This window comes from Pasteurella sp. XG20 (assembly GCF_018968665.1).
GTDB lineage: Bacteria > Pseudomonadota > Gammaproteobacteria > Enterobacterales > Pasteurellaceae > Pasteurella > Pasteurella multocida.
Map to the genome: position 1 here is coordinate 1700665 of NZ_CP076656.1, position 17325 is coordinate 1717989.

Sequence of the window (17325 nt, forward strand, 5' to 3'; positions counted from 1 at the left end):
CTTACTTTAATACCCATTTCCAAAAATAATAAAAAATAGCGCCTGTCAGAGGGGGTAAGGCTGCCAACATTAAAATACCAAAAGTGGTTCCACCACCGACCCAAGATCCCGCTAGCGTTAAATAATCAATTAATATGCCCGTTGGGAGCATAAACACCACTAAGGCAATTATCATTAACATTAAGACACAACCCACACCTGCTGCACGCATGGCTTTTATTTTTAGCTGTTCACTCATGGTGATTTCCTTGTTAAATATTAATCAATCGCAGAAAGCTCAGTCATCGCCCAACGCGGTTTTACCTGAATCGCAAGCGGTTGTGACTCCCCTTGTTTTAAACGTAAAAAACCAGTATAGGCAATCATGGCTCCATTATCGGTACAAAATTGTGGTTGTGGATAAAATACTTCCCCTTTTAACTGTTGCATTAATTGTGCTAAATCCTGACGAAGTTGCTTATTTGCGCTTACGCCCCCCGCAATCACGAGGCGGTTAAATCCCGTTTCCTTTAACGCACGGCGGCATTTAATCACTAAGGTTTCAACCACAGCTTGTTGGAAAGCATAGGCAATATCTGCTTTGGTTTGTTCGGTTAATTCCCCTTCTTCTTTTATCGCTTGCTGCAGTGTATTGGCAGCAAAGGTTTTTAAACCGGAGAAACTAAAATCCAAACCTGGACGATCCGTCATCGGACGTGGAAACTTAAAGCGTTTAGGATCACCTTTTTCCGCCAAACGCGCCAACGCGGCACCACCCGGATAATCTAAGCCTAATAATTTCGCTGTTTTATCAAAGGCTTCGCCTGCCGCATCATCAATTGATTCACCCAGTAACTGATAACGTCCTACGCCATCAACACGGACTAATTGCGTGTGTCCCCCTGAGACTAATAACGCAACAAAAGGAAATGTCGGTGGATTATCTTCCAACATTGGTGCTAGCAAATGCCCTTCCATATGGTGTACACCAATAGCTGGCACATTCCAAGCATAAGCTAAAGAGCGTGCAATAGTGGATCCCACTAATAATGCACCGACTAAGCCTGGACCAGAGGTATACGCGATCCCATCGATCTCGTCGGGCGTTAAATTAGCTTGTGCTAACGCCGCTTGGATCAAAGGAGCGGTTTTTCGAATATGATCGCGTGATGCTAATTCGGGCACGACCCCGCCGTAATCAGCATGTAAGGCAATTTGTGTGTATAACTGGTTTGCCACTAAACCTTTTTCTTCATCATAAATCGCGACCCCTGTTTCATCACAGGAGGTTTCAATGCCTAACACGCGCATTTTGCTCTTCCTTTGTCATTATTATTGGGGCAGAATTTTACCTTGTTTAACACGCTTTCACCAGTTTGACAGCGCATTTTTACACAAAAGATCAAACTTCCCTTTGCTTTTCCGTGAAAAGTAGATTAAAATTGCGACCTTTATTGAATAAGCCGTTTATTCCAAACGGTAAAATAAATTAGCAATTGCAAAATTAATTCCATTGAGGTGATTGGCTTATGCCTGTAATTAAAGTACGTGAAAACGAATCATTTGACGTTGCATTACGTCGTTTTAAACGCTCTTGCGAAAAAGCTGGTATCTTAGCAGAAGTTCGCAGCCGTGAGTTCTACGAAAAACCAACTACAATCCGTAAACGTGAAAACGCGACTCGTGCTAAACGTCACGCAAAACGTGTTGCACGTGAAAACGCACGTAATACACGCTTATACTAATACGAAATACGTATTTAAAAACTCGAGTTATACAAACCGTGAAGCCGATAGGTATCACGGTTTTGTTTCATTCAATCGCGCCATATTTTTATGTTAAAGCAGGGGCATATACTTGATGAAAGGCTCAATTCCACGCACATTTATTGATGATCTGTTAGCCAAGACAGATATTGTGGAGCTTGTCAATTCAAGAGTGAAGCTCAAAAAAGCAGGGCGAGATTACCAAGCTTGCTGTCCATTCCATCACGAAAAGACGCCTTCTTTTACGGTTAGTCAAAAAAAACAGTTTTATCATTGCTTTGGCTGTGGTGCACACGGTAATGCAATCTCATTTTTAATGGAATATGACAAACTTGAATTCGTCGAAGCCATTGAAGAATTAGCAGGCATGCTCAGTTTAGAGATTCCGCGTGAAAATAAACCGCACTTTCATGGCAAACAAATTAATCTGCAAACTAAGCGTAATTTATATGAATTGATGCAAGAAATTGCCCAATTCTATCAACAACAACTCGCACAACATATTCCTGCACAAAGTTATTTACAACAACGCGGTTTGTCTCCTGAGGTGATTTCTCGTTTTCAAATTGGTTTCGTACCGAATAGTTTTGATGCAGTTTTACAACGTTTTGGGCAACAGAAAGAAGATCAACAAAAACTCTTCGATCTTGGTATGCTTTCCCGTAGCGAGCAAGGCAAGATCTACGATCGCTTCCGTCATCGGATCATGTTCCCGATTCGCGATCGACGTGGCAGAACCATTGCGTTTGGCGGACGCGTGCTTGGTGATGAAAAACCTAAATATTTAAACTCACCAGAAAGCGCGACCTACCATAAAGGAAATGAACTATATGGTTTATATGAAGCCTTACAAGCCAATGAATCACCAGAGATGTTACTGGTTGTGGAAGGCTACATGGATGTGGTGGCATTAGCACAATTTGGTGTTGATTATGCCGTTGCCTCACTCGGAACAGCGACTACCGCAGAACAAATTCAACTCCTGTTTCGTTCTACGGAACAAGCAATTTGTTGTTATGATGGGGATCGCGCGGGACGAGAAGCAGCTTGGCGAGCGTTTGAAAATGCCCTTCCTTATTTAGAAGACGGGCGTCAATTAAAATTTGTTTTTCTGCCTGATGGTGAAGACCCTGATTCATTTATTCGTCAGCATGGAAAAGCCGGCTTTGAACAATATATGCAAAAAGCCCTCTCGCTGAGTGAGTTTTTATTCACTAGCCTCGCGCCACAAGTGGATTTTTCCAGTAAAGAAGGGAAAACAAAATTAGCCGCATTGGCGGTGCCATTAATCAAAAAAATCCCTGGCGATATGTTACGCTTATCTCTACGCAACACGCTCGCGCAAAAACTCGGCATTTTAGACCAAGCCCAATTGGAAAGTCTGATTCCAAGCTATTCTGAAATGAAAATAACAGCCTCGCCTCAACCGGTCAAAAGAACGCCAATGCGTGTATTAATTGGTCTGTTATTGCAAAATCCAGAATTAGCCCAATTGGTACCAGACTTATCTCCCTTACGAACACTGAATGAACCAGGGCTGGATTTATTGGAAAAACTGACCGCACTTTGTCAAGAAAAAGTGGGCATTACTACCGGTCAAATACTTGAATATTGGCGTGATACTGAACACAGCAAAGCCCTTGAAATTTTAGCAAGTTGGAATCATTTAGTAGAAGACACACAAATTGAAGAAACGTTCAAAAGCACGCTACGCTATTTGTACTTTCAACTTATTGAACATGAAATCGATTTACTGATTGCCAAAGATCGCTCAGAAGGGCTAAATATGAATGAGCGGAAAAAGTTGACACAATTATTAGTGAAAAAACAACAAAAGGCATAGTTAATCTAGCATAACAGTGATAAAATCAGGCGTATTTTATCTTCATAACTACTCAAGCAAGGCGGATATTACATTATGGATCAAAATCCACAATCTCAATTGAAATTGTTAATCGCACAAGGCAAAGAACAAGGTTATCTTACTTACGCAGAGGTCAATGACCACTTGCCAGAAGAACTTGTTGATGCTGAACAAATTGAAGATATTATTCAGATGATCAATGACATGGGGATTCAAGTACTTGAAAGTGCACCTGATGCTGATGATCTGATGTTAAATGAAACGATTGCTGATGAAGATGCGGTTGAAGAAGCGACGCAAGTATTATCAAGCGTTGAAGCAGAAATTGGACGTACAACTGATCCTGTGCGCATGTATATGCGTGAAATGGGCAGTGTTGAACTACTTACCCGCGAAGGCGAAATCGACATTGCAAAACGCATTGAAGAAGGGATTAATGAAGTTCAAAGTGCGATTGCCTTTTACCCAGAAGCAATTTCTTATCTACTTGATCAATACGCATTAGTCGAAGAAGGTGGCGTCCGTTTAGCTGACTTAATCACTGGCTTTGTTGATCCAAATGCGATGACAGAAGGCGATGTTGCAGAAATTGAAGACACTTTTGCTGAAGACGAAGACAGCGATTCTGTAAGTGCTACGCTCAATGAAGAAGAGGAAGAGGAAGAAGAAAGCGAAGAAGAAAGCACGACAGACGATAGCGATTCAGACAATTCCATCGATCCAGAAGTGGCGCGTGAGAAGTTTCTAGAACTCAAGACACAACACGCAAAAGTGGTTGCGATGATCGAAAAACACGGTCGCACCAGCAAAAAATCAAAAGATCAAATCCAAGCCTTAGCAGATGTCTTTACCCAATTCCGTTTGGTGCCAAAACAATTTGATACGCTAGTCAATTTAATGAGCAATATGATGAAATCGGTTCGTTTACAAGAGCGTAGCATTCAAAAAATTGTGGTAGATAAGGCCAAAATGCCAAAAGAGCAATTCCAAAAAGTCTTTATTGGGCATGAAAACAAAGATACTTGGTTAGTTAAAGCACTATCATCAGGCAAAACTTGGTCTGAAAAATTAGCGAAACATGAAGAAGAAATTCGTTATTACATTGATAATATTCTGGAAATTGAACGTCAAACCAATTTAACCGTTTCGCAAATCCGCGAAGTCTGTGAACGGATTTCTGCCGGCGAACTCAAAGCACGCCGTGCGAAAAAAGAAATGGTGGAAGCCAACTTACGTCTTGTGATTTCTATCGCTAAAAAATACACGAACCGAGGTTTACAATTCTTAGACTTAATCCAAGAAGGAAACATTGGTCTTATGAAAGCAGTGGATAAGTTTGAATACCGTCGTGGTTACAAATTCTCCACTTATGCGACTTGGTGGATCCGCCAAGCGATCACGCGTTCTATTGCAGACCAAGCAAGAACGATTCGTATCCCTGTACATATGATTGAAACGATTAATAAATTAAATCGTATTTCACGTCAAATGCTACAAGAAATGGGGCGTGAGGCATCTCCAGAAGAGTTAGCAGAACGTATGGGAATGCCAGAAGATAAAATCCGTAAGGTCTTGAAAATTGCCAAAGAGCCGATTTCTATGGAAACGCCTATTGGTGATGACGATGATTCACATTTAGGTGATTTTATCGAAGACTCAACTCTTGAGTTACCATTAGACTCTGCCACAGCACAAAGCTTGAAAGTGGCGACACACGAAGTATTAGAAGGGCTAACCCCACGTGAAGCGAAAGTACTCCGTATGCGCTTTGGTATTGATATGAACACAGATCATACTTTAGAAGAAGTAGGCAAACAATTTGATGTCACACGTGAGCGTATTCGTCAAATCGAAGCGAAAGCCTTACGTAAATTACGTCACCCTAGCCGCTCTGAAACTTTACGTAGTTTCTTAGACGAATAATGGAAACCAAGAGAAACGCATCTCATTTATTCCCAGTCTATTTAATCAAAGCCACTCGTCAGCGAGTGGCTTTTCATTTAAGCACATAATGTGAATTATAAAATCGCTTTTGCTTTTTCGACTATATTCTCGACTGTAAAACCAAAGAGTTTGAACAATTGGTCAGCTGGTGCGGATTCACCAAAACTGTTCATCCCCACAACACGCCCCTCAAAGCCCACATATTTGTACCAGAAATCCGCAATACCCGCTTCAATCGCAACACGTTTTGTTATGTGGCTTGGTAACACGCTTTCACGGTAAGCCGCATCCTGTTTATCAAACACATTGGTGCTCGGCATAGAGACAACACGTACTTTTACCCCTTCTGCATCTAAAACATCCGCCGCTTTCATCGCCAATTCCACCTCGGAACCCGTCGCAATCAAGATTAAATCTGGGCAAGTTTGGTTTTCACAGCAATGACGTAAAACATAACCACCACGTGCCACATTGGCTAACTGCTCAGCAGTGCGGTCCATTTGCGCAAGATTTTGACGAGTAAAAATTAACGCACTAGGTCCCTCTTTACGTTCCACTGCCGCTTTCCACGCCACCGCCGATTCCACTTGGTCACATGGACGCCATGTTTCCAAATTTGGAATTAAACGTAAAGCAGACGTTTGTTCAACCGGTTGGTGAGTTGGACCGTCTTCACCAAGCCCAATAGAGTCGTGGGTGTAAACAAATAATGAGCGTTGTTTCATTAATGCCGCCATACGCACCGCATTATGTGCATATTCCATAAACATCAAGAAAGTAGCACCATAAGGAATGAAACCACCATGTAACGCGATACCGTTCATAATCGCCGACATACCAAACTCACGCACACCGTAGTTGATGTAGTTACCATCGGCATTTTCTACTGCACGGATTGGTTTGGAACCTGACCAGAGGGTTAAGTTTGAGCTGGCTAAATCCGCTGACCCGCCTAAAAACTCCGGTAATAATTTAGCATAGGCTTCAATCGCATTTTGTGACGCTTTACGGCTGGCAATGCTCGCCGGATTCGCTTGTAAATGTTCAATAAAGGCTTGCGATTCTGCCGCCCAGTTTGCCGGGAGTTCCGCATTCACACGACGAGTAAATTCTGCCGCTAATTCTGGGTAAGCTTTGGCATAAGCTGCCAATTTTTCTTCCCACGCTTTTTCAGCAACTTGACCTTTTTCTTTCGCATCCCATTGTGCATAAATCTCCGCAGGAATTTCAAACGGGGCATGCTCCCATTTTAAGAATTCACGTGCTGCCGCAATTTCATCATCACCTAATGGAGCACCATGACAATCGTGTGAGTTGGCTTTATTCGGTGAACCATAACCGATAATGGTTTTACAAATAATTAAGGTTGGTTTGGTTGTCTCCGCTTGGGCTTGTTTCACCGCCTCAAGAATCTGCTCTGGGTTATGACCATCCACCGCAGGAATCACATGCCAACCATAGGCCTCAAACCGTTTTTGCGTATCATCAGTGAACCAACCATCCACATGACCATCAATTGAGATATTGTTGTCATCATAGAAGGCAATTAGTTTACCTAACCCTAGAGTACCCGCTAAAGAACAGGCTTCATGAGAAATCCCTTCCATTAAACAACCATCACCTAAGAACACATAGGTGTGGTGGTCAACAATTTCATGACCTGGACGGTTAAATTGATGGGCAAGGGTTTTCTCCGCAATCGCAAAACCCACTGCGTTCGTAATCCCTTGACCTAATGGTCCTGTTGTGGTTTCAACACCCGGCGCATAACCGTATTCTGGGTGTCCCGGTGTTTTGGAATGTAATTGACGGAATTGTTTTAAATCTTCAATAGAAAGGTCATAACCACTTAAATGTAATAAACTGTAAATCAGCATTGAACCATGACCATTGGATAAAATGAAACGGTCGCGATCGGCCCAGTGTGGATTGCTTGGGTTATGTTTTAAAAAGTCACGCCATAAGACTTCTGCAATATCTGCCATCCCCATCGGTGCACCTGGATGCCCTGATTTTGCTTTTTGCACTGCATCCATACTTAAAAAACGAATGGCATTGGCCAGTTCTCTACGTGTTGCCATAGTGATTACTCCCTCTTATTCAACATGTTATAGTCTTTCCAAGAGCATTTTTTCTAGTTTTTCTTGATCTTCTGCAAATTTACAAATGCCTTCTGCTAATTTTGCAACAGCCATTGGATCGCTGTTATGTTGCCAATAAAACTCGCTCTCTGTTAAAGGTTGAGGTCTGTCTTTTAACTCGCCGCTGAATGCTAACTTACGAACAAGTTCCCCTTCTCTTGCTTGTAAATGACTCAATAAAGTAGGTGAAATCGTCAAACGATCACATCCTGCTAACTCAATAATTTCATCTACATTTCGGAAACTTGCGCCCATGACAACCGTCTTATAATTATGTTGTTTATAATAATTATAAATTTGAGTCACGGAAATCACACCTGGATCTTCCGCAGCCGGATAATCTTGTCTGCCCGTATTTGCTTTATACCAATCTAAAATTCGCCCTACAAACGGCGAAATTAAATACACACCGGCTTCAGCACAAGCTCTCGCTTGTGCTTCAGAAAATAACAACGTCAAGTTACAATTAATTCCTTCTTTCTCAAGCACTTCTGCAGCTCGAATACCTTGCCAAGTTGAAGCAATTTTGATGAGGATCCGATGATTCTCTATTCCCGCTTCATTATAAAGCTTGATCAATTTACGCGCTTTCTCAATAGTCGCTTGTGTATCATACGAAAGCCTTGCATCGACTTCCGTAGAAATCCGTCCAGGGATAATTTTGAGTATTTCTAAGCCGATATTAACGGCCAGTTTATCTTCAGCATCAACCAACTGCTGGCGTGGACAATCACTTTTTGTTTTCGCATAAGCAATGGCGTCATCAATTAATGGCGCATACTGGGGCAATGCAGAAGCACTTAAAATCAAAGAAGGATTTGTTGTTGCATCTTGTGGCTGATATTGCTTAATTGCTTCAATATCACCAGTATCTGCGACAACAACCGTCATACTGCGTAATGAATCTAATTGTGTCATGCTCTTCTCCCTATCATCTATTCTGTTTCTAATAACGCTTTCATTTCGCTATAAATTTTTTCTACCCATTTAGGACCTACAATAATTTGATATTGATTAGCGATCGAAAATAACCCGCTCACCCCATTTATTTTTTCTATTGCTACTTTATTTATATGATTTTCATTCCGCGTCATCACTCTAATCCGACTCGCACAATGCGTTAACGCACTGATATTTTCTTTTCCTCCTAAGTGTTTAATGAGCTGAGTAGCAATAGGGCTAAATTGATGTATTGTACCCGCCAAGGCTTTTAACGCACCGTCTATTAAAGTATAAAAACATTGTGCATCCCAGGCGCTACGCCCAACAAACAATCCGTCAATATGAGGCTGCATAATTAATTCATTTGCATTTTCTAAATTCACACTTCCCCCATACAATACCGGTATCTTTTTACTTTCCTCACCAAACATTTCAAATAAACATTGTTTAATGATCTTCTGTTTCTCATCTGCATATTGCGCCGTTGCAGGAATACCACCTTCACCAATTGCCCAAACGGGTTCATATGCGATGAATAAATGAGGTAATTGCTTCACTGATACACCGTGCAAACCGATCTTTAATTGTGTCCGGAGTACTTCATCGGAAATCTGATAATTTTTCTGTTCTAACGTTTCACCAACACAGAGTAATGTTTTAAAGCCATGCTTCAACGCTGACAATACTTTCTCATTCTCTTCCTGATCGGTTTCCTTCAAAACATGGCGACGTTCAGAATGCCCAATCATGACCAACTGAACCCCTAACTCTTTCAACATGAGTGGTGAAATTTCGCCAGTAAACTGCCCTTTATCCTTAGCATTCATGTTCTGTGCACCAATAAGAATTTTATGCGTTGTCTCTGATGCCGCTGCATGTACAGCATCTTTTAAGGCGATATAAGAAGGAATGACAAATAATTCAATATCATAATCAGATTGAAGTTTTTCTCTGAGGGCAAGTAACTGAGTAAGGTAATCGACTGTTTCACAATTACCTTTATACATTTTTAAATTTGTACCAAAGTAAATTTTTTTTTCCATAACATTTACCTTTTAAAGATTTTTGACCAAAACGCGACAAGGCGCGCCATCTGTATGTTCAATAGCAATAGGTATCATTAACCCTTCCACACAGTGACTTGTAATTTTATGTGTATTACAAATGTATTCGACCAAGGTCACGCCTTGCATTAATAAGTGCTGGTGAGTGACATGTTTTGACAAAGGTTTTTCTATGATGCCATCAACCCATCTTCGAATAGGATAATCTTGAGGAAAATCGAAAGTAATGAGTTTCAGTTTCTTTTCCGCTAAATACTTAGCACCATCTTCAGTAATATAGGGAGACTTGGTCCAAAAACAAACCGTGTTATAATGGTGGTGTTGATCCCAACAAGTTTTAAAAATAATTCTCTCTACATCACCTTCAGGCCAAATCGCATCAAGTACGTCTGCTGTAATCGCCAAGTTTTCTGTCACTTGTTTAGATAAATCCAATACATGAAACTTGCCAATATATACATCTGGAGAAATATCTAAAATATTATAAGCGCCTTTCTGAATGTGACTGAGTGCATCCATGTGTGTGAATGCATGGCAAGAGACTTGGAGCTGTGTCGCTTCAAATAAATCCCCCGAATCAAAATTACCTTTTTTCTCAATATGGGTTTGCCAACGCACATGGTTGTTAGCAATCGGCATTGATAAATCAATCCAGTTACTCATGATTTACTCCTTATTTAAATAATAAATCGGGTAAGAATGTACTAAATTCAGGTACTAAAATGAGTAAAATAAGTAAACCTAGTAATGACAGTAAAAAAGGTAAACTTTCTTTCAATACCTTAATGGGTTCACACTCTGCGATATTTGCTGACAAGAATATTAAATAACCGACAGGCGGGGTAATGAGACCTATCATCAGATTTAAAATAACAACTAATCCAAAATGAATAGGTGAAATACCAAATTGATTAACGATCGGCATAAATACAGGAACTAAAATGGTTAATGCCGCGGTAGGATCCATTATCATGCCAATAAAAAGAACAATCACATTAATAAGAATAAGCGCCTCTAATGGGCTACTGCACACAGAAGATACCCAACTTGCGACTTGATGGCTGATTTGCAAACGCGCAATCATCCACGCAAAAATAGAAGACGCGCCAACAATTAACATTACTGTAATGGTACCTTTTAAAGAAGAAATAAAAGCTTTCTTTAATCGTTCCAGATTTAATTCTTTATAAACAAACGTACCAATTAAATAGGCATAAACGACCGAAACTGCGCCTGCTTCTGTTGCCGTAAAAATACCTGAAATAATGCCATAGAGAATGATAATCGGACAGAGTAACGCCCATACTGCATCTTTCGCGCTTTCTTTAACTTCTTTGAGGCTAAATTCTACTGAATGATTACCATAGCCTTTAATTTTTGAAATGATGAACGTAATTAAGATTAATGTTAATGCGATCATAAGCCCAGGAATAATCCCAGACATAAACATCTTCCCAACGGAAACACCTGCTCCTGCTAATGCAGCAAATACAATCATCGGCACACTAGGCGGAATAATGGGACCAATGATAGAAGCCGACTGCGTTAATGCAGCAGAAAAAGGGGCGGGATAACCTCTTTTTTTCATTTCAGGGATTAATGAGCTTCCAATCGCGGCAGTAGATGCCACAGCGGAGCCACTGATAGAACCAAAAAATAAACTGGAGAAAATATTGATATATGCCAGAGAACCTTTCCAACGACCAATTATCGAGGTGACAAATCGAATAATACGATTAGTTATGCCACCCACACTCATCAGTTCACCGGCTAAAAAGAAAAATGCGAGTGCTTGTAATGCATTGGTGTCTAACCCTTGCATCACTTGTTGTGCAACAATCGTAACAGGGATATTAGGTAAGAAATAAAACAATGTCACAATTGAAGCAAAAATAATACTATAAAATAATGGCAAGCCAAAAACTGTTAATAAAAACATTGTCCCTAATAAAAGAATGAATGACATTATAGATCCCTCACTTTTTTAGTTTGAATTAACGCAATTAAAGCCAATACAATTCTGAATGCTTCTAGAGATAAACAAATAATAAATGGCACATAAACCCAAGAAATAGAAATTTTGAATGCAGAGTAATAGCTATTTACATTCATTGTATAAAGCTTTATTCCACCTTTAACTAATAGGAATAAACAAAACAACATAATGCAATAAAGTAAAGAGGATAAAACCCAACCAAATTTAAACTTCTCAAAAATCATGATTCTGAGTAAGGGCACTTGGATCTGTGTGGTTGTCAAAATGCCAAAGATAATCATCCATGTATAACAAAATCGCAAAAATTCCTCTGCCCAAGGGAAAGAGATATTCACAACATATCTTGTAATCACTTGAATAAAGGTCATAATGACGAGGATTGAAAAGAATACACATCCTAAAGAAAGGAAAGTATTACTAATAAATTTATTATAACGTTCAATCATAATTCCCTCTTGAATGTAAAAATGGCTACTATTTACTAGTAGCCTTTTACTTATTATTGAGTTTCAACCACTTTATTAATTAATTTGTCACCAAATTTTTTCGCATAATCATGCCATGCTTTTTTAGCACCTTCTTGGAATGACGCCGTATCTGGGGAATACTCAATTTCCATTCCTTGCTCTTTCAATTTACCAAGATAAATTTTATTCTCTTCAATGTTGAGTTGTTTTTCTAACTCTGCCCCTTCTTTAGCCACTTGTAATAAAATACGCTGTGTTTCTTTATCCAAAGAATTAAAGGTATCTAAATTCATGGTCATTGGCGCGGCTGTATAGGCATGGTGAGTCAGAGAAAGATATTTTTGAACTTCTTGTAAGTTATTGTTATAAATATGATGAACTGGGTTCTCTTGACCATCGATGACCCCTGTTTTTAAAGAAAAATAGACTTCATTAAATGGCATTGGTGTTGGATTCACGCCCCATTCTTTAAATGCAGAAATATGTGCTGGATTTGGTGTTGTTCTTAATTTCAAATGGGATAAATCTTTGACTGTGCTGATAGGGCGTTTATTATTGGTAATATCTCTAAAGCCGACTTCATAAAACGCTAGACCTTTAAGCCCCACTTTTTCAAAAGAAGCTAACAAATGCTCACCAACATCGCCTGCTAAAACTTTTTCAACATGTGCTTCATCACGGAATAAGAAAGGTAAATCAAGTAAATTTAGCTCTTCATTGAAAGTGGTATAATATGGATTTCCCACAACCACAATATCAATTGTCCCCATACGCACACCATCAATTTGTGCACCTGAATTACCTAATTCACTATTCGGATGTAATTTTATGGTAATGCGACCATTAGATAATTCATGCGCTCTTTTTGCCATTAACTCTGTCGCTTTTGTCACCGTATCACTTGGTGAACCATAATGACTCAAAGCAAATGTGTAGTTGCTGGCCGCAATAGACGCACTAGAAAACATTGTTAATACTATCGCAGAAGAAATAAGATTAAGTTTTTTCATAAGTCACACCCTATTGTTAAAATAAGAACACATTCAATTCTAATATCGCTATAAAGAGCGATGATATTTAGAATCAATTTCATTAATTTGCGCAACTTTAGGTGTAGAACCACCACCTGCGAAGTCACACGCTAACCACGTTTTTAATAATGCTTTGGCCAATTCGACACCGATAACCCTTTCACCAAAACAAATAATCTGCGCATCATTACTCTTTCTTGCTCGCTCTGCAGAAAAAACATCATGACACACAGCAGCACGAATCCCAGGAATCTTATTCGCAGTAATGCACATACCAATTCCTGTTCCACAGGTTAAAATGCCTCTGTCATATTCTCCTTTTGCGACAGCGATTGCGACTTTCTCAGCAACATTCGGATACAGTGTTGTATCACCAGCACCCGCACCAAAATCATCACATTCAATGCCAAGGGAAGTTAAAAACTTAATTAATTCCACCTTCAAATTATAAGCCGCATCATCACAGCCAATGGCGATTTTCATTTTTAGCTCCTTATCAGTATCTTAACTTTTCGTTAAACTCAAAATTGTGTTAATGTTGCTGGCGGTTGTAGCAATAATATTAATAATTCCTGTTCTTAAAGCGCCCAAAATTGCTGTCGCTTTTGTATTTTCAGAAGCGATGCCTATCACGCAAGGTATCTTTCTTAAATCCTCAAGACTTAAACCAATCACTCGGTTATTCATCACGGTATCCGCAGGCTCTCCTTGAAAGTTAAAAAAGCCATAGCCTGCAATCTCACCTACCACACCTAAATTCATCCGTGCATGCGTAATTTCCTGAGGAGTAAACCATCCCAACTGAACCATATAGCTATTCTCATTCATATCACCGATGCCAACCAAAGCAATATCCGCTTTGCGAGCTTTATCAAGCGTTTCTTTTATTACCCCATTTTGTAAAAAAATATCTCTAAATTCGGGCTTTTCTAAATAAGCAGGGGAATACAACGTTTCGTTAGTGCCATTAAATTTACGCGCTAAGTTACGGCAAATATGGTCAGCATCTATTGGTGGACCTATTCGATGTGTACCACCGATACCACAAATGAACTTACAATTTCGCTCAGGAAAAACGCCCACATATTCTCCAACGGCGGCTACATTTCGTCCTTGCCCAACTGCTACTGTCATACCGTCTTTTAACGTACTGGATAAATAGGCATTTACTAACGCAGCGACTTGTTTGCGCTGTTCTACTTCATTCTGAGTATCAATAGCAATTAAGGCGCGATGAATACCAAACTGTTCTATCAAACGCTGTTCTAATTTTGATGTGAAAATCGGGTGATATTTCACATTAATTTCAACAATCCCTTCCTGACGGGCTTTCTTTAATAACCGACCAATCTTAACTCGAGAGATATTAAATCGGTTTGCAATTTCCTCTTGCGTTAACTCATGTTCATAGTAAGAAACTGCAATCTCGGTTAATAAATCCATTTCTTCTTCACTCATTTTTATTCACTAATCCTTTATAAATATCATCAATGTATTTTTTTGATTCAATCAATGTCGTTTCAATTAACGGCAAAGGAATCAAACCTTCTATTTTCTTCGGTGTAGAATCAAGCTCTCTATATATACGCAATGGAATTTCAAAACTAAAAGGGATATCGCTTTCAATTAACTTATTCACAATAAGTGAATAATCTATTTCACCTTGTCCAATAGTCACAAAATTAAATTTATCTTTTTGAAAAACCACATCTTTAACATGAAAATATCTGCAGTACTGCATGGAATCCAATGCTTGTTGGACAATATCCAGATGAGGTTGATAAGTCATCATATTGCCGGGATCAAAATTTAAGGCATAACGTTCATCACCTAATAAATGTAATAATTCAATACCATCCTCTAACGTCGTAAACGCATTAAAATTATAATCGCCCGCATTTTCTAAGCATAAAATACAATCAAAACGCGCTAACAAAGGCTTGAGCGAAATAAGATTTTGAATAAGCTTATTTTTATTAACTAATTGTGTCGTACAGACATTGATATATTTTGCACCAATTAAATGAGCAAACTGGAGACGAGGTAAAAAAATTGAAGATAAATCATCTGTTGCTAAATCCATTGTACAGCCAAGCGCCAACGTATTTAATTGATATTTATCTTTTAAGAGATTAATTTCACCCGCATGTTTTTCGCTAAAGCGGTCTTCTTTAAAATCACTGACATAACCCTGATTATATGCTAATTCGAAAAACTGGAAACCGCACTTTCTTATTGACGAAAAGATCGTTTCTAAATCATAGCCGTCATAGATTGACGTGTTGACCGCGAGTTTTATTTTACTTTCCATTCTGTATTCCAATGATAAAATTTAACGCTAACTTGACTTTCTAGGTTATTTATTTCTCGAATAGAAACAGTGCAATAGTCATCAAGAGATAGAGCAGAAAATGTATAAAAGGCATATTTATATGATGCTTTTTTAGTACACGACTTTCTTCTGCTCTTATCTTCTATACTTAAAAATATTATTGGTTAACAAATTCAGCCATATACTTAATGATGAATGACATTGAAACAGCACCGGGATCAACATAACCTAATGAACGCTCCCCCAAACTTTTGGCACGACCAAAAACAGCAACTTGGTGACGGGTATTTTCAGCGCCTTCTTCTGCAGCTTTTGCAATACTTAATAAAGCAACATTAAGTGGCTCATGACTAACTTCCTCCGCTTTTTTCTCTGCGGCAACAAGAGCATCAACCATTGTTTTATCACCCGGCTTAGCACCACCTCTCGCAAATACAGCACTTGAACCCGCTACAAGAAATTTAGCAAAAACCGAAGTATCGAATTCATTCTCTCCAATAATCGCCTTACCTCCAGCACGAAAGAGGGTGCCAAATATCGCGCCAGAAGCGCCTCCCATACTTGACATCATTTTCGTCCCAACTGTCACAAATAACTCGCCAATGTCTTTAGGTTGAAAATTCTCTTGCTGTAACAGATCTCTTACTGCCGTAAATCCACGTAACATGCCTAAACCATGATCACCATCACCGATCTTGAGATCAAGTTCAGTAAGTGTTGGCTCGCTTTCCATCATTTTCTCTGCGGTATATAGCAATAATGCTTTTGTTTCAATTACATTCATTTTATTTTCTCCATGCAAAACCATCACAAGGCAAGTCATATAATTTTTGTAATTCATCATCTAAGCGGAAAAGTGTCACAGAATACCCCGCCATTTCCTGAGACGTACAATAAGAACCAATCAAAGTGTCATGCACCTGAATACCACGTTTTGCTAATTCTTGATGGACTTTGCGGTTTGAAATCAATAACTCAGTATAAGTTGCCGCACCTAAATTATTGATTGTGACACACACCCTATCTCCTGCTTGCAACCCGATATCCGCACAAATCCGATCAACAATTTCTTGGTTAATTTCATCCGCACTTGTTAATTTCTGACGTCTTACGCCCGTTTCACCATGAATCCCCATACCGAGCTCTAATTCGTCATCTGCAAGCTCAAAGTTAAATTTTCCTGTCTGAGGAATAGAACATGCCGCTAAAGCAACCCCCATAGTTCGAGTATTAAAATTCGCTTTACTCGTCACTTCATGTAAGGCGTCAAGGTCATAACCGGACTGAACGGCTGCACCTGCAATTTTAAGGACATACATATCACCAGCAACACCACGACGTTCTTGCATTCTTTCTGGTGGTGCCGCAGAAATATCGTCTGTCACACGTACAGTTTTGACAGTGATACCTTCTTCTTCTAATAATTCTGCCGCAATATCAAAATTCATATTATCGCCAGCATAATTACCATAGACGAAAAGAACACCTTGACCTTTTTGTGCGGCTTTAGTCGTTTCGATAATAATATCTGGAGAAGGTGAAGTAAAAATTTCACCCAGTGCCGCAGCGTCTGCTAATCCTTTCCCCACAAAGCCCGCAAACATCGGTTCATGTCCACTACCACCACCAGTAACCACGACGACTTGCTGATCTGCAATATCTGTACGAATCACTCCACTATAACCCTCTACTTTTGAAAGTTTCCCATGGCATGCATAGAGCAACCCTTCTAATTGCTCCGCAGGCACATCATTTGGATGATTAAGGAGTTTTTTTGGTTTTCTAGTCATTTTTGAGTC

At 39.5% G+C, this 17325-nt stretch carries 17 protein-coding genes; 3 read left to right on the top strand and 14 right to left on the bottom strand.

Features of this window, described 5'->3' with window-relative positions; all coding sequences use genetic code 11:
- Position 1: 1 nt before the first annotated feature.
- Both KPF51_RS07880 and tsaD read right to left on the bottom strand, forming a co-directional pair.
- On the bottom strand, positions 2-238 hold the full coding sequence (locus tag KPF51_RS07880) for a hypothetical protein (RefSeq protein WP_005717662.1): 237 nt from the start codon (positions 236-238) through the stop codon (positions 2-4).
- Positions 239-258: 20 nt separating this feature from the next.
- Positions 259-1290, bottom strand: coding sequence for a tRNA (adenosine(37)-N6)-threonylcarbamoyltransferase complex transferase subunit TsaD (tsaD, locus tag KPF51_RS07885; RefSeq protein WP_005723723.1), 1032 nt, complete (start codon positions 1288-1290; stop codon positions 259-261).
- 218 nt (positions 1291-1508) lie between these two features.
- Between tsaD and rpsU the strand changes: the two genes are divergently transcribed.
- The 3 genes from rpsU (at position 1509) to rpoD (ending at position 5532) form a co-directional block, all read left to right on the top strand.
- Positions 1509-1724 (top strand): 30S ribosomal protein S21, encoded by a 216-nt coding sequence (gene rpsU / locus KPF51_RS07890; protein WP_005717672.1) that lies wholly within the window; start codon positions 1509-1511, stop codon positions 1722-1724.
- A 115-nt stretch (positions 1725-1839) separates the two neighbouring features.
- The gene (gene dnaG / locus KPF51_RS07895) at positions 1840-3588 is read left to right on the top strand and encodes a DNA primase (RefSeq protein WP_005723726.1); all 1749 of its coding nucleotides are present in this window, start codon (positions 1840-1842) and stop codon (positions 3586-3588) included.
- 75 nt (positions 3589-3663) lie between these two features.
- Complete coding sequence (gene rpoD / locus KPF51_RS07900; protein WP_064702832.1) at positions 3664-5532, top strand: RNA polymerase sigma factor RpoD; 1869 nt, start codon at positions 3664-3666, stop codon at positions 5530-5532.
- A gap of 95 nt (positions 5533-5627) precedes the next feature.
- On the opposite strand, the gene tkt is transcribed toward rpoD, so the two are convergent.
- The 12 genes from tkt to KPF51_RS07960 form a co-directional block, all read right to left on the bottom strand.
- Positions 5628-7634, bottom strand: coding sequence for a transketolase (gene tkt, locus KPF51_RS07905; protein WP_015702702.1), 2007 nt, complete (start codon positions 7632-7634; stop codon positions 5628-5630).
- A 27-nt stretch (positions 7635-7661) separates the two neighbouring features.
- On the bottom strand, positions 7662-8612 hold the full coding sequence (tal, locus tag KPF51_RS07910) for a transaldolase (protein WP_005724498.1): 951 nt from the start codon (positions 8610-8612) through the stop codon (positions 7662-7664).
- A 17-nt stretch (positions 8613-8629) separates the two neighbouring features.
- Entirely contained in the window at positions 8630-9679 is a 1050-nt protein-coding gene (gene tpiA / locus KPF51_RS07915) for a triose-phosphate isomerase (RefSeq protein WP_064661089.1), read from the bottom strand.
- Positions 9680-9691: 12 nt separating this feature from the next.
- Complete coding sequence (locus KPF51_RS07920) at positions 9692-10363, bottom strand: cyclase family protein (protein ID WP_064661090.1); 672 nt, start codon at positions 10361-10363, stop codon at positions 9692-9694.
- A 10-nt stretch (positions 10364-10373) separates the two neighbouring features.
- Entirely contained in the window at positions 10374-11666 is a 1293-nt protein-coding gene (locus tag KPF51_RS07925; protein WP_005752182.1) for a TRAP transporter large permease, read from the bottom strand.
- Entirely contained in the window at positions 11666-12142 is a 477-nt protein-coding gene (locus KPF51_RS07930) for a TRAP transporter small permease (RefSeq protein ID WP_005718519.1), read from the bottom strand. Before KPF51_RS07930 ends, KPF51_RS07925 begins: the two co-directional genes overlap by 1 nt.
- Before the next feature lie 53 nt (positions 12143-12195).
- Positions 12196-13173 carry a TRAP transporter substrate-binding protein gene (locus KPF51_RS07935; protein WP_005718520.1) on the bottom strand — a complete coding sequence of 326 codons (978 nt, stop codon included), beginning with the start codon at positions 13171-13173 and terminating at the stop codon, positions 12196-12198.
- A 48-nt stretch (positions 13174-13221) separates the two neighbouring features.
- Positions 13222-13677, bottom strand: a complete 456-nt coding sequence (gene rpiB / locus KPF51_RS07940; RefSeq protein ID WP_005718521.1) for a ribose 5-phosphate isomerase B — start codon at positions 13675-13677, stop codon at positions 13222-13224.
- A 21-nt stretch (positions 13678-13698) separates the two neighbouring features.
- The gene (locus KPF51_RS07945; RefSeq protein ID WP_005718523.1) at positions 13699-14652 is read right to left on the bottom strand and encodes a sugar-binding transcriptional regulator; all 954 of its coding nucleotides are present in this window, start codon (positions 14650-14652) and stop codon (positions 13699-13701) included.
- Positions 14645-15505 carry a sugar phosphate isomerase/epimerase gene (locus KPF51_RS07950; RefSeq protein ID WP_005752183.1) on the bottom strand — a complete coding sequence of 287 codons (861 nt, stop codon included), beginning with the start codon at positions 15503-15505 and terminating at the stop codon, positions 14645-14647. The genes KPF51_RS07945 and KPF51_RS07950 overlap by 8 nt, the downstream gene beginning before the upstream one ends.
- 178 nt (positions 15506-15683) lie before the next feature.
- Positions 15684-16310: a dihydroxyacetone kinase subunit DhaL gene (gene dhaL, locus KPF51_RS07955; RefSeq protein ID WP_005757839.1), complete on the bottom strand. Its 627-nt coding sequence runs from the start codon at positions 16308-16310 to the stop codon at positions 15684-15686.
- 1 nt (position 16311) lies between these two features.
- Positions 16312-17316 carry a dihydroxyacetone kinase subunit DhaK gene (locus KPF51_RS07960; RefSeq protein ID WP_005718532.1) on the bottom strand — a complete coding sequence of 335 codons (1005 nt, stop codon included), beginning with the start codon at positions 17314-17316 and terminating at the stop codon, positions 16312-16314.
- Positions 17317-17325: the final 9 nt, after the last annotated feature.

Bases quoted from the DNA above. Each gene is read 5' to 3' on its own strand.
- KPF51_RS07880 (WP_005717662.1), bottom strand. From the start codon at position 238: ATGAGTGAACAGCTAAAAATAAAAGCCATGCGTGCAGCAGGTGTGGGT.
- tsaD (WP_005723723.1), bottom strand. From the start codon at position 1,290: ATGCGCGTGTTAGGCATTGAAACCTCCTGTGATGAAACAGGGGTCGCG.
- rpsU (WP_005717672.1), top strand. From the start codon at position 1,509: ATGCCTGTAATTAAAGTACGTGAAAACGAATCATTTGACGTTGCATTA.
- dnaG (WP_005723726.1), top strand. From the start codon at position 1,840: ATGAAAGGCTCAATTCCACGCACATTTATTGATGATCTGTTAGCCAAG.
- rpoD (WP_064702832.1), top strand. From the start codon at position 3,664: ATGGATCAAAATCCACAATCTCAATTGAAATTGTTAATCGCACAAGGC.
- tkt (WP_015702702.1), bottom strand. From the start codon at position 7,634: ATGGCAACACGTAGAGAACTGGCCAATGCCATTCGTTTTTTAAGTATG.
- tal (WP_005724498.1), bottom strand. From the start codon at position 8,612: ATGACACAATTAGATTCATTACGCAGTATGACGGTTGTTGTCGCAGAT.
- tpiA (WP_064661089.1), bottom strand. From the start codon at position 9,679: ATGGAAAAAAAAATTTACTTTGGTACAAATTTAAAAATGTATAAAGGT.
- KPF51_RS07920 (WP_064661090.1), bottom strand. From the start codon at position 10,363: ATGAGTAACTGGATTGATTTATCAATGCCGATTGCTAACAACCATGTG.
- KPF51_RS07925 (WP_005752182.1), bottom strand. From the start codon at position 11,666: ATGTCATTCATTCTTTTATTAGGGACAATGTTTTTATTAACAGTTTTT.
- KPF51_RS07930 (WP_005718519.1), bottom strand. From the start codon at position 12,142: ATGATTGAACGTTATAATAAATTTATTAGTAATACTTTCCTTTCTTTA.
- KPF51_RS07935 (WP_005718520.1), bottom strand. From the start codon at position 13,173: ATGAAAAAACTTAATCTTATTTCTTCTGCGATAGTATTAACAATGTTT.
- rpiB (WP_005718521.1), bottom strand. From the start codon at position 13,677: ATGAAAATCGCCATTGGCTGTGATGATGCGGCTTATAATTTGAAGGTG.
- KPF51_RS07945 (WP_005718523.1), bottom strand. From the start codon at position 14,652: ATGAGTGAAGAAGAAATGGATTTATTAACCGAGATTGCAGTTTCTTAC.
- KPF51_RS07950 (WP_005752183.1), bottom strand. From the start codon at position 15,505: ATGGAAAGTAAAATAAAACTCGCGGTCAACACGTCAATCTATGACGGC.
- dhaL (WP_005757839.1), bottom strand. From the start codon at position 16,310: ATGAATGTAATTGAAACAAAAGCATTATTGCTATATACCGCAGAGAAA.
- KPF51_RS07960 (WP_005718532.1), bottom strand. From the start codon at position 17,316: ATGACTAGAAAACCAAAAAAACTCCTTAATCATCCAAATGATGTGCCT.